Origin of the sequence: Agromyces sp. NPDC058110, assembly GCF_042884735.1 — a bacterium.
In the GTDB taxonomy this organism is placed as follows: Bacteria; Actinomycetota; Actinomycetes; order Actinomycetales; family Microbacteriaceae; genus Agromyces.
Genome location: NZ_JBHVTI010000009.1, coordinates 1 through 14,865 on the forward strand (window position 1 = coordinate 1; position 14,865 = coordinate 14,865).

Annotated in this window: 16 protein-coding genes; 7 read left to right on the forward strand and 9 right to left on the reverse strand. The window is 71.9% G+C overall.

The window, feature by feature from the left end; all coding sequences use genetic code 11:
• Positions 1-118: 118 nt before the first annotated feature.
• From ACFVS8_RS19285 to xseA, 6 genes are all read right to left on the reverse strand, one after another.
• Entirely contained in the window at positions 119-745 is a 627-nt protein-coding gene (locus tag ACFVS8_RS19285; protein ID WP_387066131.1) for an MSMEG_1061 family FMN-dependent PPOX-type flavoprotein, read from the reverse strand.
• A 164-nt stretch (positions 746-909) separates the two neighbouring features.
• Positions 910-2,325, reverse strand: coding sequence for a class II fumarate hydratase (locus ACFVS8_RS19290; protein WP_387066134.1), 1,416 nt, complete (start codon positions 2,323-2,325; stop codon positions 910-912).
• Positions 2,326-2,402: 77 nt separating this feature from the next.
• Complete coding sequence (locus ACFVS8_RS19295) at positions 2,403-3,056, reverse strand: carbonic anhydrase (RefSeq protein ID WP_387066136.1); 654 nt, start codon at positions 3,054-3,056, stop codon at positions 2,403-2,405.
• Between the two features lie 90 nt (positions 3,057-3,146).
• On the reverse strand, positions 3,147-3,788 hold the full coding sequence (locus ACFVS8_RS19300; protein WP_387066139.1) for a DUF4245 domain-containing protein: 642 nt from the start codon (positions 3,786-3,788) through the stop codon (positions 3,147-3,149).
• Positions 3,788-4,051: an exodeoxyribonuclease VII small subunit gene (locus tag ACFVS8_RS19305; RefSeq protein WP_387066141.1), complete on the reverse strand. Its 264-nt coding sequence runs from the start codon at positions 4,049-4,051 to the stop codon at positions 3,788-3,790. Before ACFVS8_RS19305 ends, ACFVS8_RS19300 begins: the two co-directional genes overlap by 1 nt.
• Before the next feature lies 1 nt (position 4,052).
• Positions 4,053-5,342 carry an exodeoxyribonuclease VII large subunit gene (xseA, locus tag ACFVS8_RS19310; RefSeq protein WP_387066144.1) on the reverse strand — a complete coding sequence of 430 codons (1,290 nt, stop codon included), beginning with the start codon at positions 5,340-5,342 and terminating at the stop codon, positions 4,053-4,055.
• A 138-nt stretch (positions 5,343-5,480) separates the two neighbouring features.
• Here xseA and ACFVS8_RS19315 point away from each other — a divergent pair, with 138 nt between their 5' ends.
• The gene (locus tag ACFVS8_RS19315) at positions 5,481-6,515 is read left to right on the forward strand and encodes a 4-hydroxy-3-methylbut-2-enyl diphosphate reductase (protein WP_387066243.1); all 1,035 of its coding nucleotides are present in this window, start codon (positions 5,481-5,483) and stop codon (positions 6,513-6,515) included.
• 142 nt (positions 6,516-6,657) lie between these two features.
• On the opposite strand, the gene ACFVS8_RS19320 is transcribed toward ACFVS8_RS19315, so the two are convergent.
• Positions 6,658-7,320: a DUF6264 family protein gene (locus tag ACFVS8_RS19320; RefSeq protein ID WP_387066146.1), complete on the reverse strand. Its 663-nt coding sequence runs from the start codon at positions 7,318-7,320 to the stop codon at positions 6,658-6,660.
• A gap of 12 nt (positions 7,321-7,332) precedes the next feature.
• The gene (gene fbaA / locus ACFVS8_RS19325; RefSeq protein ID WP_387066148.1) at positions 7,333-8,364 is read right to left on the reverse strand and encodes a class II fructose-bisphosphate aldolase; all 1,032 of its coding nucleotides are present in this window, start codon (positions 8,362-8,364) and stop codon (positions 7,333-7,335) included.
• Between the two features lie 126 nt (positions 8,365-8,490).
• On the opposite strand from fbaA, the gene ACFVS8_RS19330 reads away from it, so the two are divergent.
• The 6 genes from ACFVS8_RS19330 to ACFVS8_RS19355 all read left to right on the forward strand — a co-directional run bounded on the left by ACFVS8_RS19330 (position 8,491) and on the right by ACFVS8_RS19355 (position 13,284).
• On the forward strand, positions 8,491-9,468 hold the full coding sequence (locus tag ACFVS8_RS19330; protein WP_387066151.1) for a fructose-bisphosphatase class II: 978 nt from the start codon (positions 8,491-8,493) through the stop codon (positions 9,466-9,468).
• A 144-nt stretch (positions 9,469-9,612) separates the two neighbouring features.
• Positions 9,613-10,614, forward strand: a complete 1,002-nt coding sequence (glpX, locus tag ACFVS8_RS19335) for a class II fructose-bisphosphatase (RefSeq protein WP_387066154.1) — start codon at positions 9,613-9,615, stop codon at positions 10,612-10,614.
• Between the two features lie 46 nt (positions 10,615-10,660).
• Positions 10,661-12,040: an MFS transporter gene (locus tag ACFVS8_RS19340; protein ID WP_387066157.1), complete on the forward strand. Its 1,380-nt coding sequence runs from the start codon at positions 10,661-10,663 to the stop codon at positions 12,038-12,040.
• Positions 12,041-12,153: 113 nt separating this feature from the next.
• A complete protein-coding gene (locus ACFVS8_RS19345) occupies positions 12,154-12,543 on the forward strand; it encodes a VOC family protein (RefSeq protein WP_387066160.1) in 390 nt (129 codons plus the stop codon).
• 83 nt (positions 12,544-12,626) lie between these two features.
• A complete protein-coding gene (locus ACFVS8_RS19350) occupies positions 12,627-12,938 on the forward strand; it encodes a hypothetical protein (RefSeq protein WP_387066162.1) in 312 nt (103 codons plus the stop codon).
• Positions 12,939-12,948: 10 nt separating this feature from the next.
• A complete protein-coding gene (locus ACFVS8_RS19355) occupies positions 12,949-13,284 on the forward strand; it encodes a hypothetical protein (protein WP_387066165.1) in 336 nt (111 codons plus the stop codon).
• Here ACFVS8_RS19355 and rmuC read toward each other — a convergent pair whose 3' ends face one another.
• Entirely contained in the window at positions 13,285-14,820 is a 1,536-nt protein-coding gene (gene rmuC / locus ACFVS8_RS19360; RefSeq protein WP_387066168.1) for a DNA recombination protein RmuC, read from the reverse strand.
• Positions 14,821-14,865: the final 45 nt, after the last annotated feature.

Genomic DNA, 14,865 nt, shown 5'->3' on the forward strand with positions numbered 1-14,865 from the left:
CCCAACTTGCGGGGGGGGGTTGGTGGCTTTGTGGGTGGGTTTCTTCTCCCCATTGGGGAGGCTGCCTGCCGACGCAGGGTCCTCCCTTCGCGCGAATCTCCTCCGCTCGCGGTGGGTACTAGCCGTAGATCTTCTCGGCGTACGCCGGACCGTAGTACTCCTCGAGCGACTCGAGGCTCTCGGTCGGCCGTTCGAGCGCCTGCGCGATGACGGCGCGGCGCGGCGCGGCATCGGGCTGCCAGGTCTCGGGCACCCAGGCCTTCGAGCGCAGGAACGCCTTCGAGCAGTGGAAGAACACCTCCTCGACGGCGACCTCGACGACGATGCCCGGCACGTGCCCGCGCACCCGCATGCGCTCGGCGTAGGGAACGTCGCGCAGGAGTCGCGCGGTGCCGTTCACGCGGAGCGTGTCGCCCCGCCCCGGGATCACGAAGACGAGCCCGATGCGCGGGTTCTCGAGCAGGTTGTGGAATCCGTCGGCACGTCGGTTGCCCGGGCGTTCGGGGATCGCGATCGTGTGCTCGTCGAGGGCGAGCGCGAACCCGGCCGGATCGCCCTTGGGCGAGACGTCCTGGTGGCCTGCGGCATCCGCCGTCGCGACGAAGCAGAGCGGCGCGGCCTCGAGCCACCGCCGGTCGATGTCGTGCAGGGAGGTGCGGGACTTGTCGCGGACGGCCGGCAGGGGCAGGCCGACGAGCTCCTCGAGTTCGGCGACGGACGTGATGGGCGTGCCTCCGTGATCCATGCCTTCAACCTACGCTCGCGCCCGTGCGCCTGTCGCGGTCACCACCGCCCGAGTCCGGCCAGAATCCGCAAGGTTTCCGCCTGGCTCACCCGACGGGGGCTGCCGAGACGACGGATGCCCCGTGCCGACGTGCGGCACGGGGCATCCGGGGTGCGTGGTGAGGACTACTTCGCCTGAGGCGGGCGGGTCATCGAGAGCAGGTCGAGCGCCGTGTCGAGCTGCTCCTCGGTGAGGTCGCCGCGCTCGACGTAGCCGAGGTCGATGACGGCCTCGCGCACGGTGATGCCCTGCTTGACCGAGTGCTTCGCGATCTTCGCCGCGGCCTCGTAGCCGATGAGCTTGTTGAGCGGGGTGACGATCGACGGCGACATGCCGGCGAGGGCCGTGAGGCGCTCGAGGTTGGCCTCGAGGCCGTCGACGGTCTTGTCGGCGAGCACCCGCGAGGCGTTCGAGAGCAGGCGGATCGACTCGAGCAGCGCGGTGCCCATGACCGGGATCTGCACGTTCAGCTCGAACGAGCCCGAAGCTCCGGCCCAGGCGACGGTCGCGTCGTTGCCGATGACGCGCGCCGCGACCATGAGGACGGCCTCGGGGATGACGGGGTTGACCTTGCCGGGCATGATCGACGACCCGGGCTGCAGGTCGGGGATGTGCAGCTCGCCGAGACCCGTGTTGGGGCCGGAGCCCATCCAGCGGATGTCGTTGCAGATCTTCGTGAGGCTGACCGCGATGGTGCGGAGCGCCCCCGACGCGTCGACGAGGCCGTCGCGGTTGGCCTGGGCCTCGAAGTGGTCGGCTGCCTCCGTGATCGGCAGCTCGGTCTCGCGCTGCAGGATCTCGATGACCAGCTGCGGGAACCCGGCGGGCGTGTTGATGCCGGTGCCGACGGCGGTGCCGCCGAGCGGCACCTCGGCGACGCGGGGGAGCGCCGTGCGCACGCGCTCGATGCCGAGGCGGATCTGGCGGGCGTACCCGCCGAACTCCTGGCCCAGGGTGACCGGGGTGGCGTCCATGAGGTGGGTGCGGCCCGACTTCACGACCTCGGCCCAGGCCTCGGCCTTGGCCTCGAGCGCGACCGCGAGGTGGTCGAGCGCGGGGATGAGGTCGTCGATGAGGGCGGCCGTGACGGCGATGTGCACCGAGGTCGGGAACACATCGTTCGAGGACTGCGACGCGTTGACGTGGTCGTTCGGGTGCACCTCGGCGCCCAGCTTCGACGTCGCGACGGTCGCGAGGACCTCGTTCATGTTCATGTTCGACGAGGTGCCCGAGCCGGTCTGGTAGGTGTCGACCGGGAAGTGCTCGACGAATCCGTGGGTGCCGGCGATGACCTCGTCGGCGGCCGCGACGATCGCGTCGGCGATCGCACCGTCGAGCACGCCGAGCTGGGCGTTCGCCTGCGCGGCGGCCTTCTTGATGCGCGCGAGCGCGGCGACCTGCGCGGGCTCGAGCCCCTTGCCCGAGATCGGGAAGTTCTCGACGGCGCGCTGCGTCTGCGCGCGGTACAGGGCCGACGCGGGAACGCGCACCTCGCCCATGGTGTCGTGTTCGACGCGGTAGTCGGCGGTGTTGTCGACCAAGGTGGTTCCTTCCGGTTCGCGTGCCCGGTGGCCTTCGTGCATCGGGCTGTGACTGTGGGCGGATGCCGCGGCGAGCGTCAGATCTGACCGACGACGACGTCGGTGTCGACCTTTCCTTCGGCGAGGCGGTAGTTCGCGCCGACGATGGCCAGCGTACCCGCTGCGATCGCGTCGCTGATCATCTCGGACTCCTCGAGCAGGTGCGCGACGGTCGCGCGCAGGTGCTCGCGGCCGACGAACGCCGCGTCGACCGCCGCGGCGTCGATCGGCGCGTCGGGGTCGCCGCCCGCGACCTTGCGCACGGCGGGCACGATGCTCGAGATGAGCTCGGCGATGTGCGGCGGCAGGGGCTCGGCGTCGGCGGACTGCGACGTGATGGCCGCGCCGACGGCGCCGCAGGCGTCGTGCCCGAGCACGAGGATGAGCGGCACGTGCAGCACGCCGACCGCGTACTCGAGCGAGCCGACGACCGACGAGGAGATGACCTGGCCGGCATTGCGCACCACGAAGGCGTCGCCGAGCCCGACGTCGAAGATGATCTCGGCCGCGAGGCGGGAGTCGGCGCAGCCGAAGATCGCGACCAGCGGGCGCTGCCCTTCGGCGAGCGATGCGCGGCGCTCGACGTCTTGATGCGGGTGCTGCGGCTTGCCCGCGACGAAGCGCACGTTGCCGCGACGCAGCTCGCGCCACGTCTCGGCCGGCGTGGTGGGGCGGACGGGGGTTTCGGTCACTGCGGCTCCTCGGGGAATGGGGCGGTGCTCAACGGGTCGTGCGCGCGGCGGTGCGGGTGGGCGGAGCGCCTCCGGTGCGCGCGGAACGGGTCACTGCTGCGCCTGCACGGTGTCGGCGATCGCGGCGGCCATGGTCGCGAACTCGGCATCGGTGGCCGTGCCGACGAGCACGAAGACGGTGCTGCCCGACTCGGTCGTGAGGCCGTAGCGCGCATTGCCGACGTCGTCGCTGCTGTCGCGGTTGTCGTAGATCGTCCAGTCGACGCCGTCGAGCTGCACCGTGCCGGTCGCGAGCGTCTTCGCCAGCAGGTCGGCCGCCCAGGTCGCGTTCGCGTCGAGCCCCTGGTACAGGCCGATGTACTCGCCGCTCGGTGTGAGGTAGCCGGTGTACCAGGCCGTGATGCCGTCGGTGCTGCGGCGGAGCTCGGCCGCGTTCGCGCTCCACCCGTCGGGCAGGGCGGGAACGGCGAGCGGTTCGTCGCTGCCGGCCTGCGCCTGCGCGGCGATGCCGGCGACGTCGATGTCGGGGTGCATGGGGTCGTTGCTGCGGGGGACCGCGAGCACGATCACGATCACGAGGGCCACGCAGGCGACGAGCGCGTACACGAGGTTGCTCACGGTCTTGCGCTCGCGGTACTCGCGGGAGTTCTTCGCCTTGCGAGCGGCCGTCTCGTCGGGCGTCTCGGGGCGCCCGAGCTCGGCGACGATCGGACCGCGGCCGGGTTCGGCCATCAGAACGCGACCTCGTCGGATGCCGCGGCACGGCCGCTCGCGCCGGATGCGGCCGCGGTGCGCGCGGCGTCGAGCCTGGCCTTCGCGCCGACCAGCCATTCCTCGCAGCGGGCGGCGAGCGCCTCGCCCCGCTCCCACAGCGCGAGCGAGTGCTCGAGGGTCGCCGACCCCTGCTCGAGTTCGGAGACGACCTGCACGAGTTCGTCGCGCGCCTGCTCGTAGCTCAGCTCGGAGACATCCGTGGTGGGGGGCATGGCCGACATTCTATTCGGCGCCGCTGACAGCTTCGTCCGCCGGCACGGCGTCGACCGCCTCGTCGGGAGCGTGCGGGGTCGCCCCCGCGTCGAGCTGGCCGCGCGACTCCGCCGCGATGGTGCCCTCGGCGAGCGTGACGGTGAGCGCGGTCGCGGCGGGCGCACCGGCCGGGCCGCGCACGACGTGCCCGTCGGGCCCCTGCACGATGGCGTAGCCGCGGTCGAGCGTCGCCTGCGGCGAGAGCGCGCGCAGGTGCCCGCGAAGCTCGCCGATGCGCGAGGTCTGACGCTCGATGTGGCGATCGACGAGCTCCGACCCGCGGGCCACCCAGCGCGTGAGCTCCTCGGCGCGCCGGTCGACGATCCACGCGCCGTCGGCGAGCACCGGGCGCATGCGGAGGTGCTCGATGCGGTCGAGTTCGCGTGCGAGCAGCGACGAGAGCCGCATGCCGAGGCGGGCGCGCACCTGGTCGACCCTGGCGAGCTCTTCGCCCACGTCGGGGATGACGCGCTTCGCAGCATCCGTCGGGGTCGACGCCCTGAGGTCGGCGACCTCGTCGAGCAGCGGCCGGTCGGCCTCGTGCCCGATGGCGCTCACGATGGGGGTGGTCGCCGCCGCGGCCGCACGCACGACGCGCTCGTCGCTGAAGCCCAGCAGGTTCTGGAAGTCGCCGCCGCCGCGCGCCACGATGATGACCTCGACCTCGGGGTCCGCGTCGAGCTGCTCGATGGCCCGCACGACCTCGGCCGGGGTCCGGTCGCCCTGCACCGTCGCGTAGACGGTGCGGAACTCGACCGCCGGCCAGCGCAGCCTCGCGTTGCGGAGCACGTCTTTCTCGGCGTCGCTGTCGCGGCCCGTCACGAGGCCGACCACTCGGGGCAGGAACGGCAGCGGGCGCTTGCGGGAGGCCGCGAACAGGCCCTCGGCGGCGAGCGTGGCGCGCAGCCGCTCGAGGCGCTCGAGCAGATCGCCGAGGCCGACGTGCTTCATGTCGTACACCTGGAACGACAGCGAGCCGCCCTTGACCCACCACGTGGGCTTCACGAGGAGCACGGCGTGGTCGCCCTGCTTGAACTGCTCGGTGAGCTTGGCCTTCACCGACGACCACATCGTGAACGAGATCGTGGCGTCGGCCTCGAGGTCCTTCAGCTTGCCGTAGACGTTGCCGCCCGACCCGCCCCACTGCGTGATCTCGCCCTCGACCCAGACCATGCCGAGTCGCTCGATCCAGTCCTTGAGCTTGCCCGAGAGCGTGGAGACGGGCCACGGAGCCTCGCGGGTGGCCGTGGCATCCGTCATCGTGTGTCTCCTCGGGTCGGTGGTGCGGGGCGCCTGCAGGTCGTGCGGTCGCGTCGGTCGGTCGTGGTCGGCCGGTGCCCGGCCGGCCCCGCGTAGGATGGGACGGTGACGACCACCACCCCCAAGATCGGCCTCGGCATGCCCCGCGTGCCCGGCCTGCGCGGCCGGCTCAAGGATATCCCCGTCCCCGGACACAAGCGCGTGCTGCTCGCAGCCCCCCGCGGTTACTGCGCGGGCGTCGACCGGGCGGTGATCGCCGTCGAGAAGGCCCTCGAGCACTACGGGGCGCCCGTGTACGTGCGCAAGCAGATCGTGCACAACATCCACGTGGTCACCGAGCTCGAGGCCAAGGGCGCGATCTTCGTCGACGAGGTCGACGAGGTGCCCGAAGGCGCCCACATCGTCTTCAGCGCGCACGGCGTCTCGCCGGCCGTGGTGAACGCGGCGTCCGACCGCGGACTGCACGCGATCGACGCGACCTGCCCGCTGGTCACCAAGGTGCACCGCGAGGCCGTGCGGTTCGCGCGCGACGACTTCGAGATCCTGCTCATCGGCCACGAGGGCCACGAAGAGGTCGAGGGCACCGCGGGCGAGGCGCCCGACCACGTCACCATCGTGAACAGCCCCGACGACGTGCCGAACATCGACGTGCGCGACCCCGACAAGGTCGTGTGGCTCTCGCAGACCACGCTCTCGGTCGACGAGACCATGGAGACCGTGCGCCGCCTGCGCGAGCGGTTCCCGAACCTCGCCGACCCGCCTAGCGACGACATCTGCTACGCCACCCAGAACCGCCAGGTCGCGATCAAGAAGGTGGCGCAGGACGCCGATCTCGTGATCGTCGTCGGCTCGGCGAACTCCTCGAACAGCGTGCGCCTCGTCGAGGTCGCCCTCGAGTACGGCGCCAAGGCCGCCTACCGGGTCGACTACGCCAGCGAGGTGAAGCAGGAGTGGCTCGACGGCGTCGAGACGGTCGGCGTGACCAGCGGGGCATCCGTTCCCGAGGAGCTCGTGCACGAGCTGCTCGAGGCGCTGTCGGACGCCGGCTACGCCGATGTCGCCGAGGTCAAGACCGCCGAGGAAGACCTCATGTTCTCGCTCCCGAAGGAGCTGCGGCGCGACCTCGCGGGCAACCGCGACGAGCGGGCCCTCGGCGGGCGCACGCGCGCGTAGCGCCCGACGGGCGCGCGAGCGGCCGAACTCCGGATGCCGCGGCGACTCGCCGCGCGTCGGCGCGCCGGGCGCGGCATCCTGAATCTCCGGCACGGCACGGCACGGCCATCGCACGTGGCTCGCGCGCCTGCGCGGATCGCGCCTAGGCGCCCGCGGTGCTCAGCGACGTGAGGAAGTCGGGGTCGCTCGCGAACACGAGCATGCCGACGATGGTGACGACGATGAAGGCGACGACGCCCGCCACGAGCGGGATCCACCACGAGAGGCGGCCCGCGCGCAGGCGTGCGCGCGACCACAGGAGCGCGCCGATCCAGAGCGCGATCTGGAGCACGACGCCGGTCGCGAGGATCGTCGGCACGGCCGGGCCCGGCGTGAACGCGGTCGGCCCGTCGACGCCGAGCATCGCCGAGGAGAGCTTGGCCGACTCGAGCGCCGTCGCCGGCAGCTGCACGATGGCCATGATGTTGTAGATCGCGCCGAACACGCCGAAGACGAGCAGCGCGATGGTCCAGAGGCGGTCCTTCGGCACGGCACGAGGCGCAGCGCCGGGAGCCGCTGGGTCACCGGTACGTTCGGCCGCGGCATCCTGATGCCCGACCCATGCGCCCTGCCGGTCGGCGGCCGAAGCCTGGCCGCCGGCCGCGGCGTCGGGAGCCTCGACGGGCTCGACCGGGGGCTGCCAGGTCCACCCCTCGGGGGCGTACTCGCCGTACCGCGGACGAGGCCGCTCGTCGATCGGGGGAGTCGGCGCGGCTGAATCCTGCCCCGCGGCTCCGTTCGTGCGAGCGGCCTCGTCGTGCGTCATGCGGGTGCTGCCTTACGCCGAGATGGAGTTGCCGGCCGAGCCGAGCTGACGGGTCGACTCGACCACGCGAGCGGCCATGGCCGTCTCGGCGACCTTGCCCCAGGCGCGGGGGTCGTAGAGCTTCTTGTTGCCGACGCCGCCGTCGACCTTCAGCACGCCGTCGTAGTTCTTGAACATGTAGTCGGCGATGGCGCGCGTGTAGGCGTACTGCGTGTCGGTGTCGATGTTCATCTTCACGACGCCGTTCGCGACGGCCTCGGCGATCTCGGCGTCGGTCGAGCCGGAGCCGCCGTGGAAGACGAGGTCGAGCGGCTTCGGGCCGGTGCCGTACTTCGCGGCGAGGCCGTCCTGGATGTCCTTGAGGAGCGCCGGGCGGAGCTTGACGTTGCCGGGGGCGTACACGCCGTGCACGTTGCCGAAAGTGAGGGCGGCCATGTAGCGGCCCTGCTCGCCGAGGCCGAGCGCCTCGACCGTCGAGATCGCGTCGTCGAGGGTCGTGTAGAGCGCCTCGTTCGAGCCCTCGTGCTGGACGCCGTCTTCTTCGCCGCCGACGACGCCGATCTCGACCTCGAGGATCGCGTTGATCGCCTTCATGCGGGGGAGGATCTGCTGCGCGATCTCGAGGTTCTCGGCGAGCGGCACGGCCGAGCCGTCCCACATGTGCGACTGGAAGATCGGGTTGCCGCCGGCCTTGACGGCCTCTTCGGACGCGGCGAGCAGCGGGAAGACGAAGTCTTCCAGCGCGGGCTTCGGGCAGTGGTCGGTGTGCAGCGCGACGGTGACGGGGTAGCTCTTGGCGATCTCGTGCGCGGCCGCGGCGAAGGCGAGGGCGCCGGTGGCGCGGGCCTTGACGGTGTGGCCCGCGAAGTAGTCGGCGCCGCCGGTGGTGACCTGGATGATGCCGTCGGACCCGGCCTCGGTGAGGCCCTGCAGCACCGCGTTGAGGGTCTGCGTCGACGAGACGTTGAACGCCGGGAAGGCGAACGCCTTCGCCTTGGCGGTGTCGAGCATCTGTGCGTACTGCTCGGGGGTTGCGATGGGCATGGCGCTCCTTCGGAAGGCAACAGGATTCAGTGCGAGTCTACCGAGGTCGCGAGGAGTGCTCACGTGCGTCGGGTCGCGGCGCGATGTGCGACGAGCGGATGCCGCGTGCTGGGCCATGATGGGTCGGTGCCCCCGATCACCGAGCCCACGTTCGACGCCGCCCTGCGCGAGTCGCTGCGCTCGGCCGTGCGCGCCGCCGCCGACGCCGCCCGCCCGCTCGTCGGCTCGGGTGACGGAGTCGCCGTCGACGCCGCCGCGGTCGATGCGCTGCGCGTCTCGCTCGCCGCCGTGCCCGCCGACCTCCGCGTCGTGTCGGGTGAGGGCGAGAAGGACGACGCGCCGATGCTGCACCCGGGCGAGCGGTTCGGCACCGGGGAGGGGCCGGCCCTCGACCTCGTGGTCGACCCGGTCGACGGTACGCGCCTGGCGGCGTCCGGTCGGCCCGGAGCCATGGCGATCGTCGCCGTCACGCCGCGCGGCTCCTACGCCGACCTCGGACCGGCGTTCTACCTCGACAAGCTCGTGCACGCGCGGACCCCCGGCATGGCGGCCGGCCCGGGCCTCGGGCTCGACCTTCCGGTCGCCGAGAACCTGGCGCGCCTCGCCGCCGCGCTCGGCCGCCCCGTCTCGAGCCTTCGCGTGGCCGTGCAGGCCCGGCCGCGCAACGCGGCCGCGGCCGACGCCGTGCGCGCTGCCGGCGCGACCCTCCACGCGTTCGAGCACGGCGACATCGAGCGCGTCGCGCATGCGGCGGCTCCCGACGGCGAGCTCGACCTGCTGCTCGGCATCGGCGGCGCGCCCGAAGGCCTGCTCGAGGCCGCGATCGTGCGCGCGCACGGCGGCGTCATGCTGGCCCGCTTCGCACCGCAGTCGGCCGAGGAGGCCGAACGCCTCGCCGACTTCGCCGCAGGGCCCGACCCGGCGGCGGCCGAGCACGGCCTGTCGCTCGACGGCGGGCTCGCGCTCGAGCGCCTGTGCGCGGCATCCGCCCTGGTGGTCATCGCGCCCGTGACCGCGTGCGCGCTCGGCCCCGCCCGCGCCCCGCTCGTGCTCGTCGACGACGACATCGCCGACCTGGTGACTGCCTCCTTGCCTGTCGGTTAAGAACCGCGGTTCTTTCGGCGCACGTTCGTGCAGAAACCCTCGGAACCGGCGCTCTCGTGCCTAGGGTGGACGGTGAGCGCGCACAGAGCCACGGCCCGCGAGGGGTCGTTCGAGCCCGGTCGCACCGAACCCGGAGGACGCCCGATGATGACACCCGCCGACGACAGCCTCTACCTGCACCCCGACCGCAACATCGCGATCGAGCTCGTGCGGGCGACCGAGGCTGCGGCGATCCGCTCGTACCCCTGGATCGGCAAGGGCGACAAGCTCGGCGCCGACGGTGCGGCCGTCGATGCCATGCGCGCGTTCCTCAGCACCGTGAGCTTCGACGGCGTCGTCGTCATCGGCGAGGGCGAGAAGGACGCCGCGCCCATGCTCTTCAACGGCGAGCACGTCGGCACCGGTCACGGTCCGGCCTGCGACATCGCGGTCGACCCCATCGACGGCACCTCGCTCACGGCGGCGGGCCGGCACAACGCGCTCTCGGTCATCGCGGTCTCGGATCGCGGCACCATGCTCGACGCCTCCTCCGTGTTCTACATGGACAAGATCGTGACGGATGCCTCGGGCATCGGCGTCGTCGACATCCGCCGCCCCATCGGCGAGAACCTCCGAGCGCTCGCCGCCGCGAAGGGCAAGGACGTGAGCGAACTGCGCGTCGCCGTGCTGAACCGCGACCGCCACGAGCAGCTCATCGCCGACATCCGCGAGGCCGGCGCCGGCACTCGCCTCATGAGCGACGGCGACGTGGCCGGCGGCATCAACGCGGCCCGCTACGAGTCGCGCATCGACATGTGCGTCGGCATCGGCGGCAGCCCCGAGGGCATCACGACCGCGTGCGCGATCAAGGCGCTCGGCGGGTTCATGCAGGGCGTGCTCGCACCGAAGGACGACGCGGAGCGCGCACGCGGCGAGGCCGCCGGGCTCGACTGCGACCGGGTGTACGAGCTCGACGACCTCGTGCGGGGCGACAACACGTTCTTCGTCGCGACCGGCGTGACCGACGGCGAACTGCTCGAGGGCGTCCGCAAGAAGGGCCCGATCATCCGCACCGAGTCGATCGTGCTGCGCGGCCGTTCGGGCACGATCCGGCGCATCGTCGCCGACCACCTCGTGGAGAAGTGGCTGGACGACGTCGACCGGTGACCGTCTCGGCCTCGCCGATGACGGTGCGCCCCACGACAATGGGGGAGTGACCGCCGAGACGAACCTGCCCCGCGCCCTGCGCCCCTTCGGGGTCGCGCAGTACCGCCTGCTGGCGGTCGCCCTCGCGGCGTCGCTGCTCTCGGCGGGCGCCTGGCTCGTCGCGGCGGTCTGGCAGGTCGTCGAGCTCGGCGGCACGCCCGTCGACCTCTCGCTCGTCGCGGTCGGGTCGAGCCTCGGGCTGGTGCTGGCCGTGCTCATCGGGGGCGTCGCGGCCGACCGCATCCCGCAGCGCCGCATCCTCATCACGGTCGAGGTCGTGCGCGGCGCGGCGTTCGTCGTCGCGGCCGTGCTCGCGGCGACCGGGGTCATCGAGGTGTGGCACATCGCCCTCATCTCGTTCGTGCTCGGCGTCGCCGACGGGTTCTTCTATCCCGCGTACTCGGCATGGCTGCCCGCGCTGCTGCCCGCCGACCAGCTGCTGGCGGCGAACGGCATCGAGGGCGTGCTGCGCCCCGCGGTGATGCAGGCCGCCGGTCCGGCGCTCGCGAGCGCGTTCATCGCGATGCAGGGCCCGTGGCTCGCCTTCGCGACCGTCGCCGTCATGCAGGTCGTCGCGGCCGGCGTGCTCGGCGTCATGCGGTCGACCCCGGTGCGACGCGACGTCGACGAGGTCGTGCGGCATCCGCTGCGGCAGGTCTTCGTCGACCTGCGCGACGGGTTCGGGTACCTCGTGCGCACGAAGTGGCTGCTCGCCACGCTCGTGTTCTCGATCGTGCTGGTGTTCATCATCATGGGGCCCATCGAGGTGCTGCTGCCCTTCGCCGTGAAAGACCAGACCGGCGGCGGCGCGGGCGCCTTCGCACTCGCGCTGGCCGCCTTCGGCGTGGGCGGCGCGGTCGGCTCGTTGGCGGTCGCCTCGTTCCGGCTGCCCCGCCGCTACCTCACGCTGATGATCCTCGCGTGGGGTGTCGGATGCCTCCCGCTCGCGATCATCGGGTACACCTCGCAGCTCTGGGTGATGGTGATCGCCCTGTTCCTGGTCGGGCTCCTGTTCGACGGAGCGCAGGTGGTCTGGGGCACGCTCCTGCAGCGTCGCGTGCCGCCGTCGATGCTCGGCAGGGTCTCGAGCCTCGACTTCTTCGTGTCGCTCGCCCTCATGCCCGTGTCGATGGCCGTCGCGGGGCCGGTCGGCGAGGCCATCGGCATCGCGCCCGCCTTCCTCATCGCCGGCCTGGTGCCGCCGTTCATCGCCTTCGCGACCCTCGCGATCGCCCGGCTCGGCCGCGACGAGCTCGCCCATCCGCTCGATGCGGCGCCGCCGACGGACGCCGGCATCGTCACCGGCCACGAGGCCGCTGCCGGGTTCGCGGCGCCCGTCGACGAGCCCCACCCGCCGGCATCCGGTGGCGGGCCGTCGCGCGACTGACGACTCGGCCCCGCCGCACCCGCTGTCGGCGCGGTGCACTCGGGCTCGACCGCGCAAGCCCTCGACTGCGGGCGGCGCATGTGCGAGGGTGGGCGCGAACAGGGAGGGTTCTCATGGTGGAGATCAACGACGCGTTCCCCGGCTTCAGCGTCGACGACGTCGGTGCTGCGAAGGCGTTCTACGGCGACGTGCTCGGCTTCGACGTGCGCGAGGAGATGGGCGGCCTGCAGTTCTCGTTGCCGTCGGGCCAGGGCGTGTTCGTGTATCCGAAGGACGACCATCAGCCCGCCTCGTTCACCATCCTGAACTTCGAGGTGCCCGACATCGGTGCGGCTGTCGACATGCTGAACGCCCAGGGCGTCGTGACGAAGATCTACACCGACCCCCACTCGTACGGCACCGACGAGCGCGGCATCGCGTGGGGGTCCGCCTCGGGGCAGGGGCCGGACATCTGCTGGTTCCGCGATCCCGCGGGCAACGTGCTGAGCCTGATCCAGAGCTGAGCCGCAGGGGCCCGTACGCGGCCGGGCAGGATCTCAGGGCCAGCCCTCAACCGGACGGCGACGATCGGGCGTAGACCGGACCCATGTTGGGACAGAAGCTGAACTCGCCGTGGGCGTCGAGCGGAGGCGTGTACACCCACACGTGGACCTATCAGGTCACCCACCCGGGGCGCACGATCGTGGAGGTCGCGCTCACCTCGGTCAACAGCATCGATGACGACGACGGCACGTTCGCGCGGTTCGGCGTCTCGCAGATCGTGAGCGACTCGGGCGTCGAGGACTTCGGCGACGACGGGCCGCCCGTGGTCGCGCGGGACGGCGTCACGAGCGTCAGCGTGCGCATGTTCGTCGTCAACTCGTTCGCGCGCGGCCGGGTGTCGCGGAACTTCTGGTGAGGAGCCGGGGATGTTCGATGAGACCGCAAGCAGTGATGACACGGTCACACGTCAGCGCACGAGCGTGCTGTTCGACGCGGAGACCGGGCGGGCCGTGTACGGCCACACCTTCGTCGGCGAGGACGACGAGTGGTCGTCGCCAGACGGCGAGCGGGCACGTCGCCGAGTGCTGCTCGATGACGCGGGCGAGGAGGACGCTCGTCGGCTGCGGTTCGCGGATGCGGCGGACGACCTGCGTGCCGACGGCCCGGCGGAGCTGGAGGTCGTCGACGACGTCGTGCGCCTCCGACCGCTGCGCCTGAGGGTCCGCGGAGTCGATCCGGATCGGCTCCGCCGACGCGCGTGATCAGATCGAGCGGATCTCGGGGTCGATGTCTGCGCTGAACCCGGGACCGAGATCGAGCGCGCTGCCGCTCGATGCGGCCGAGTGCTGCGCCCGGTCGGCCTCGATCGCGGTCATGTCGAGCGCCACCGTGTCGACCTCGACCGGGTTCACCTCGACCGTGTCGGCCGGTTCGAGCGCCTGAGTGCGCGAGGCCGTCTCGTCTGAGACCGCGGCGGTGAACTCGTAGGCCGTGAGCTCGCGCGGGCTTTCTTCGATGCCCTCGAGCTGGGCGAGCACCTTCGTCTCGTCGAGCGCCTTGAGCTTTCGGGCGGTGGGCATGACGCGCGTCTCGAGCGAGCCGACGAACGCGTTGTAGTCCTTGACGGTGCGCTCGATCGTGCGGCCGAGCTTCTCGATCTGGCCGGCGGTGACCGACAGTCGGGAATAGAGCTCGCGGCTCAGGTCGAAGAGCGTCTTCGCCTCTTTGGTGAGCACGTCCTGCTGCCAGCTGAAGGCGACGGTCTTCAGCACCGACCAGAGGGTCACGGGCGACGCGAGGGCGACTCGCTTCGAGAACGCGTAGTCCATGAGCGCGGGGTCGGTCTCGAGCGCGCTCGAGACGAGCGACTCGCTCGGGATGAACGCGATGACCATCTCGGGGGAGGCGCCGAGGCCCGCCCAGTAGGTCTTGCCGCCGAGGGCGTTGATGTGCTCGCGCACGGCCTTGACGTGCTGCTTCATGAGCGCGTCGCGCCGTGCGGCCTCTGCTCCGGTCGCCGTCGCGGGGATCTGGCTCGCCTCGAGGTACGCGTTGAAGGGCACCTTCGCGTCGACGGCGATGTTCTTGCCGCCCGGGAGGTGGATGACCATGTCGGGCCGGCCGGCACCCGAGTCGGTGCTGATCGAGTGCTGCGTGTCGAAGTCGACGCGCTCGAGCAGTCCGGCCGCCTCGACGACGCTGCGCAGCTGGGTCTCGCCCCAGACTCCTCGCGTGCTGTTGGACCTGAGTGCGGACGCCAGGGTCTCCGCGGTCGAGCGGAGTCGCTCCTCGTTCTCGGCCGCGATGCGCAGCTGTTCGCTGAGCTCGCCGTGCTGGCGGTGGCGCTGGGTCTCGAGGTCGGACACCTTGGCCTGCATCTCGGAGATCGTCTGCTTGACGGGCGCGAGCGCCTGGAGCACCTTGCTGTCGGCCGCCTCGCGCGCCTCGCGCTGCTGCTGCTCGGCGCGCTGGCGCTCGACGATCTCGCGGTACTGCACGCGCGCCGACTCGATCTGCTCCCGCAGCCCGGCCGCGGTCGCCTCGACGGAGGCGAGCTCGGCGCGCAGGTTCGCCTGCACCTGCTGCTCCTCGGCGCGGATGCGCGCCTGCTCGGCCGAGCCGCCTGCCTGCAGCGCGGCGATCGCGGCCTGGTGACGCGCCTCGACCAGCGCGGGGTCTTCGACCGCCACGACGCCGGCCGCCGCATCGGTCGCACGCCTCGAGGTGAGGAACCACGTGGCGAGCGCGCCGAGCGCGATGCCGACGACGAGGCCGATGACGAGCAGCAGGATCTCCATGCCGCCCAGTTTGGCAGCGGCCGCCGACATCGTCCGCGATGCGGC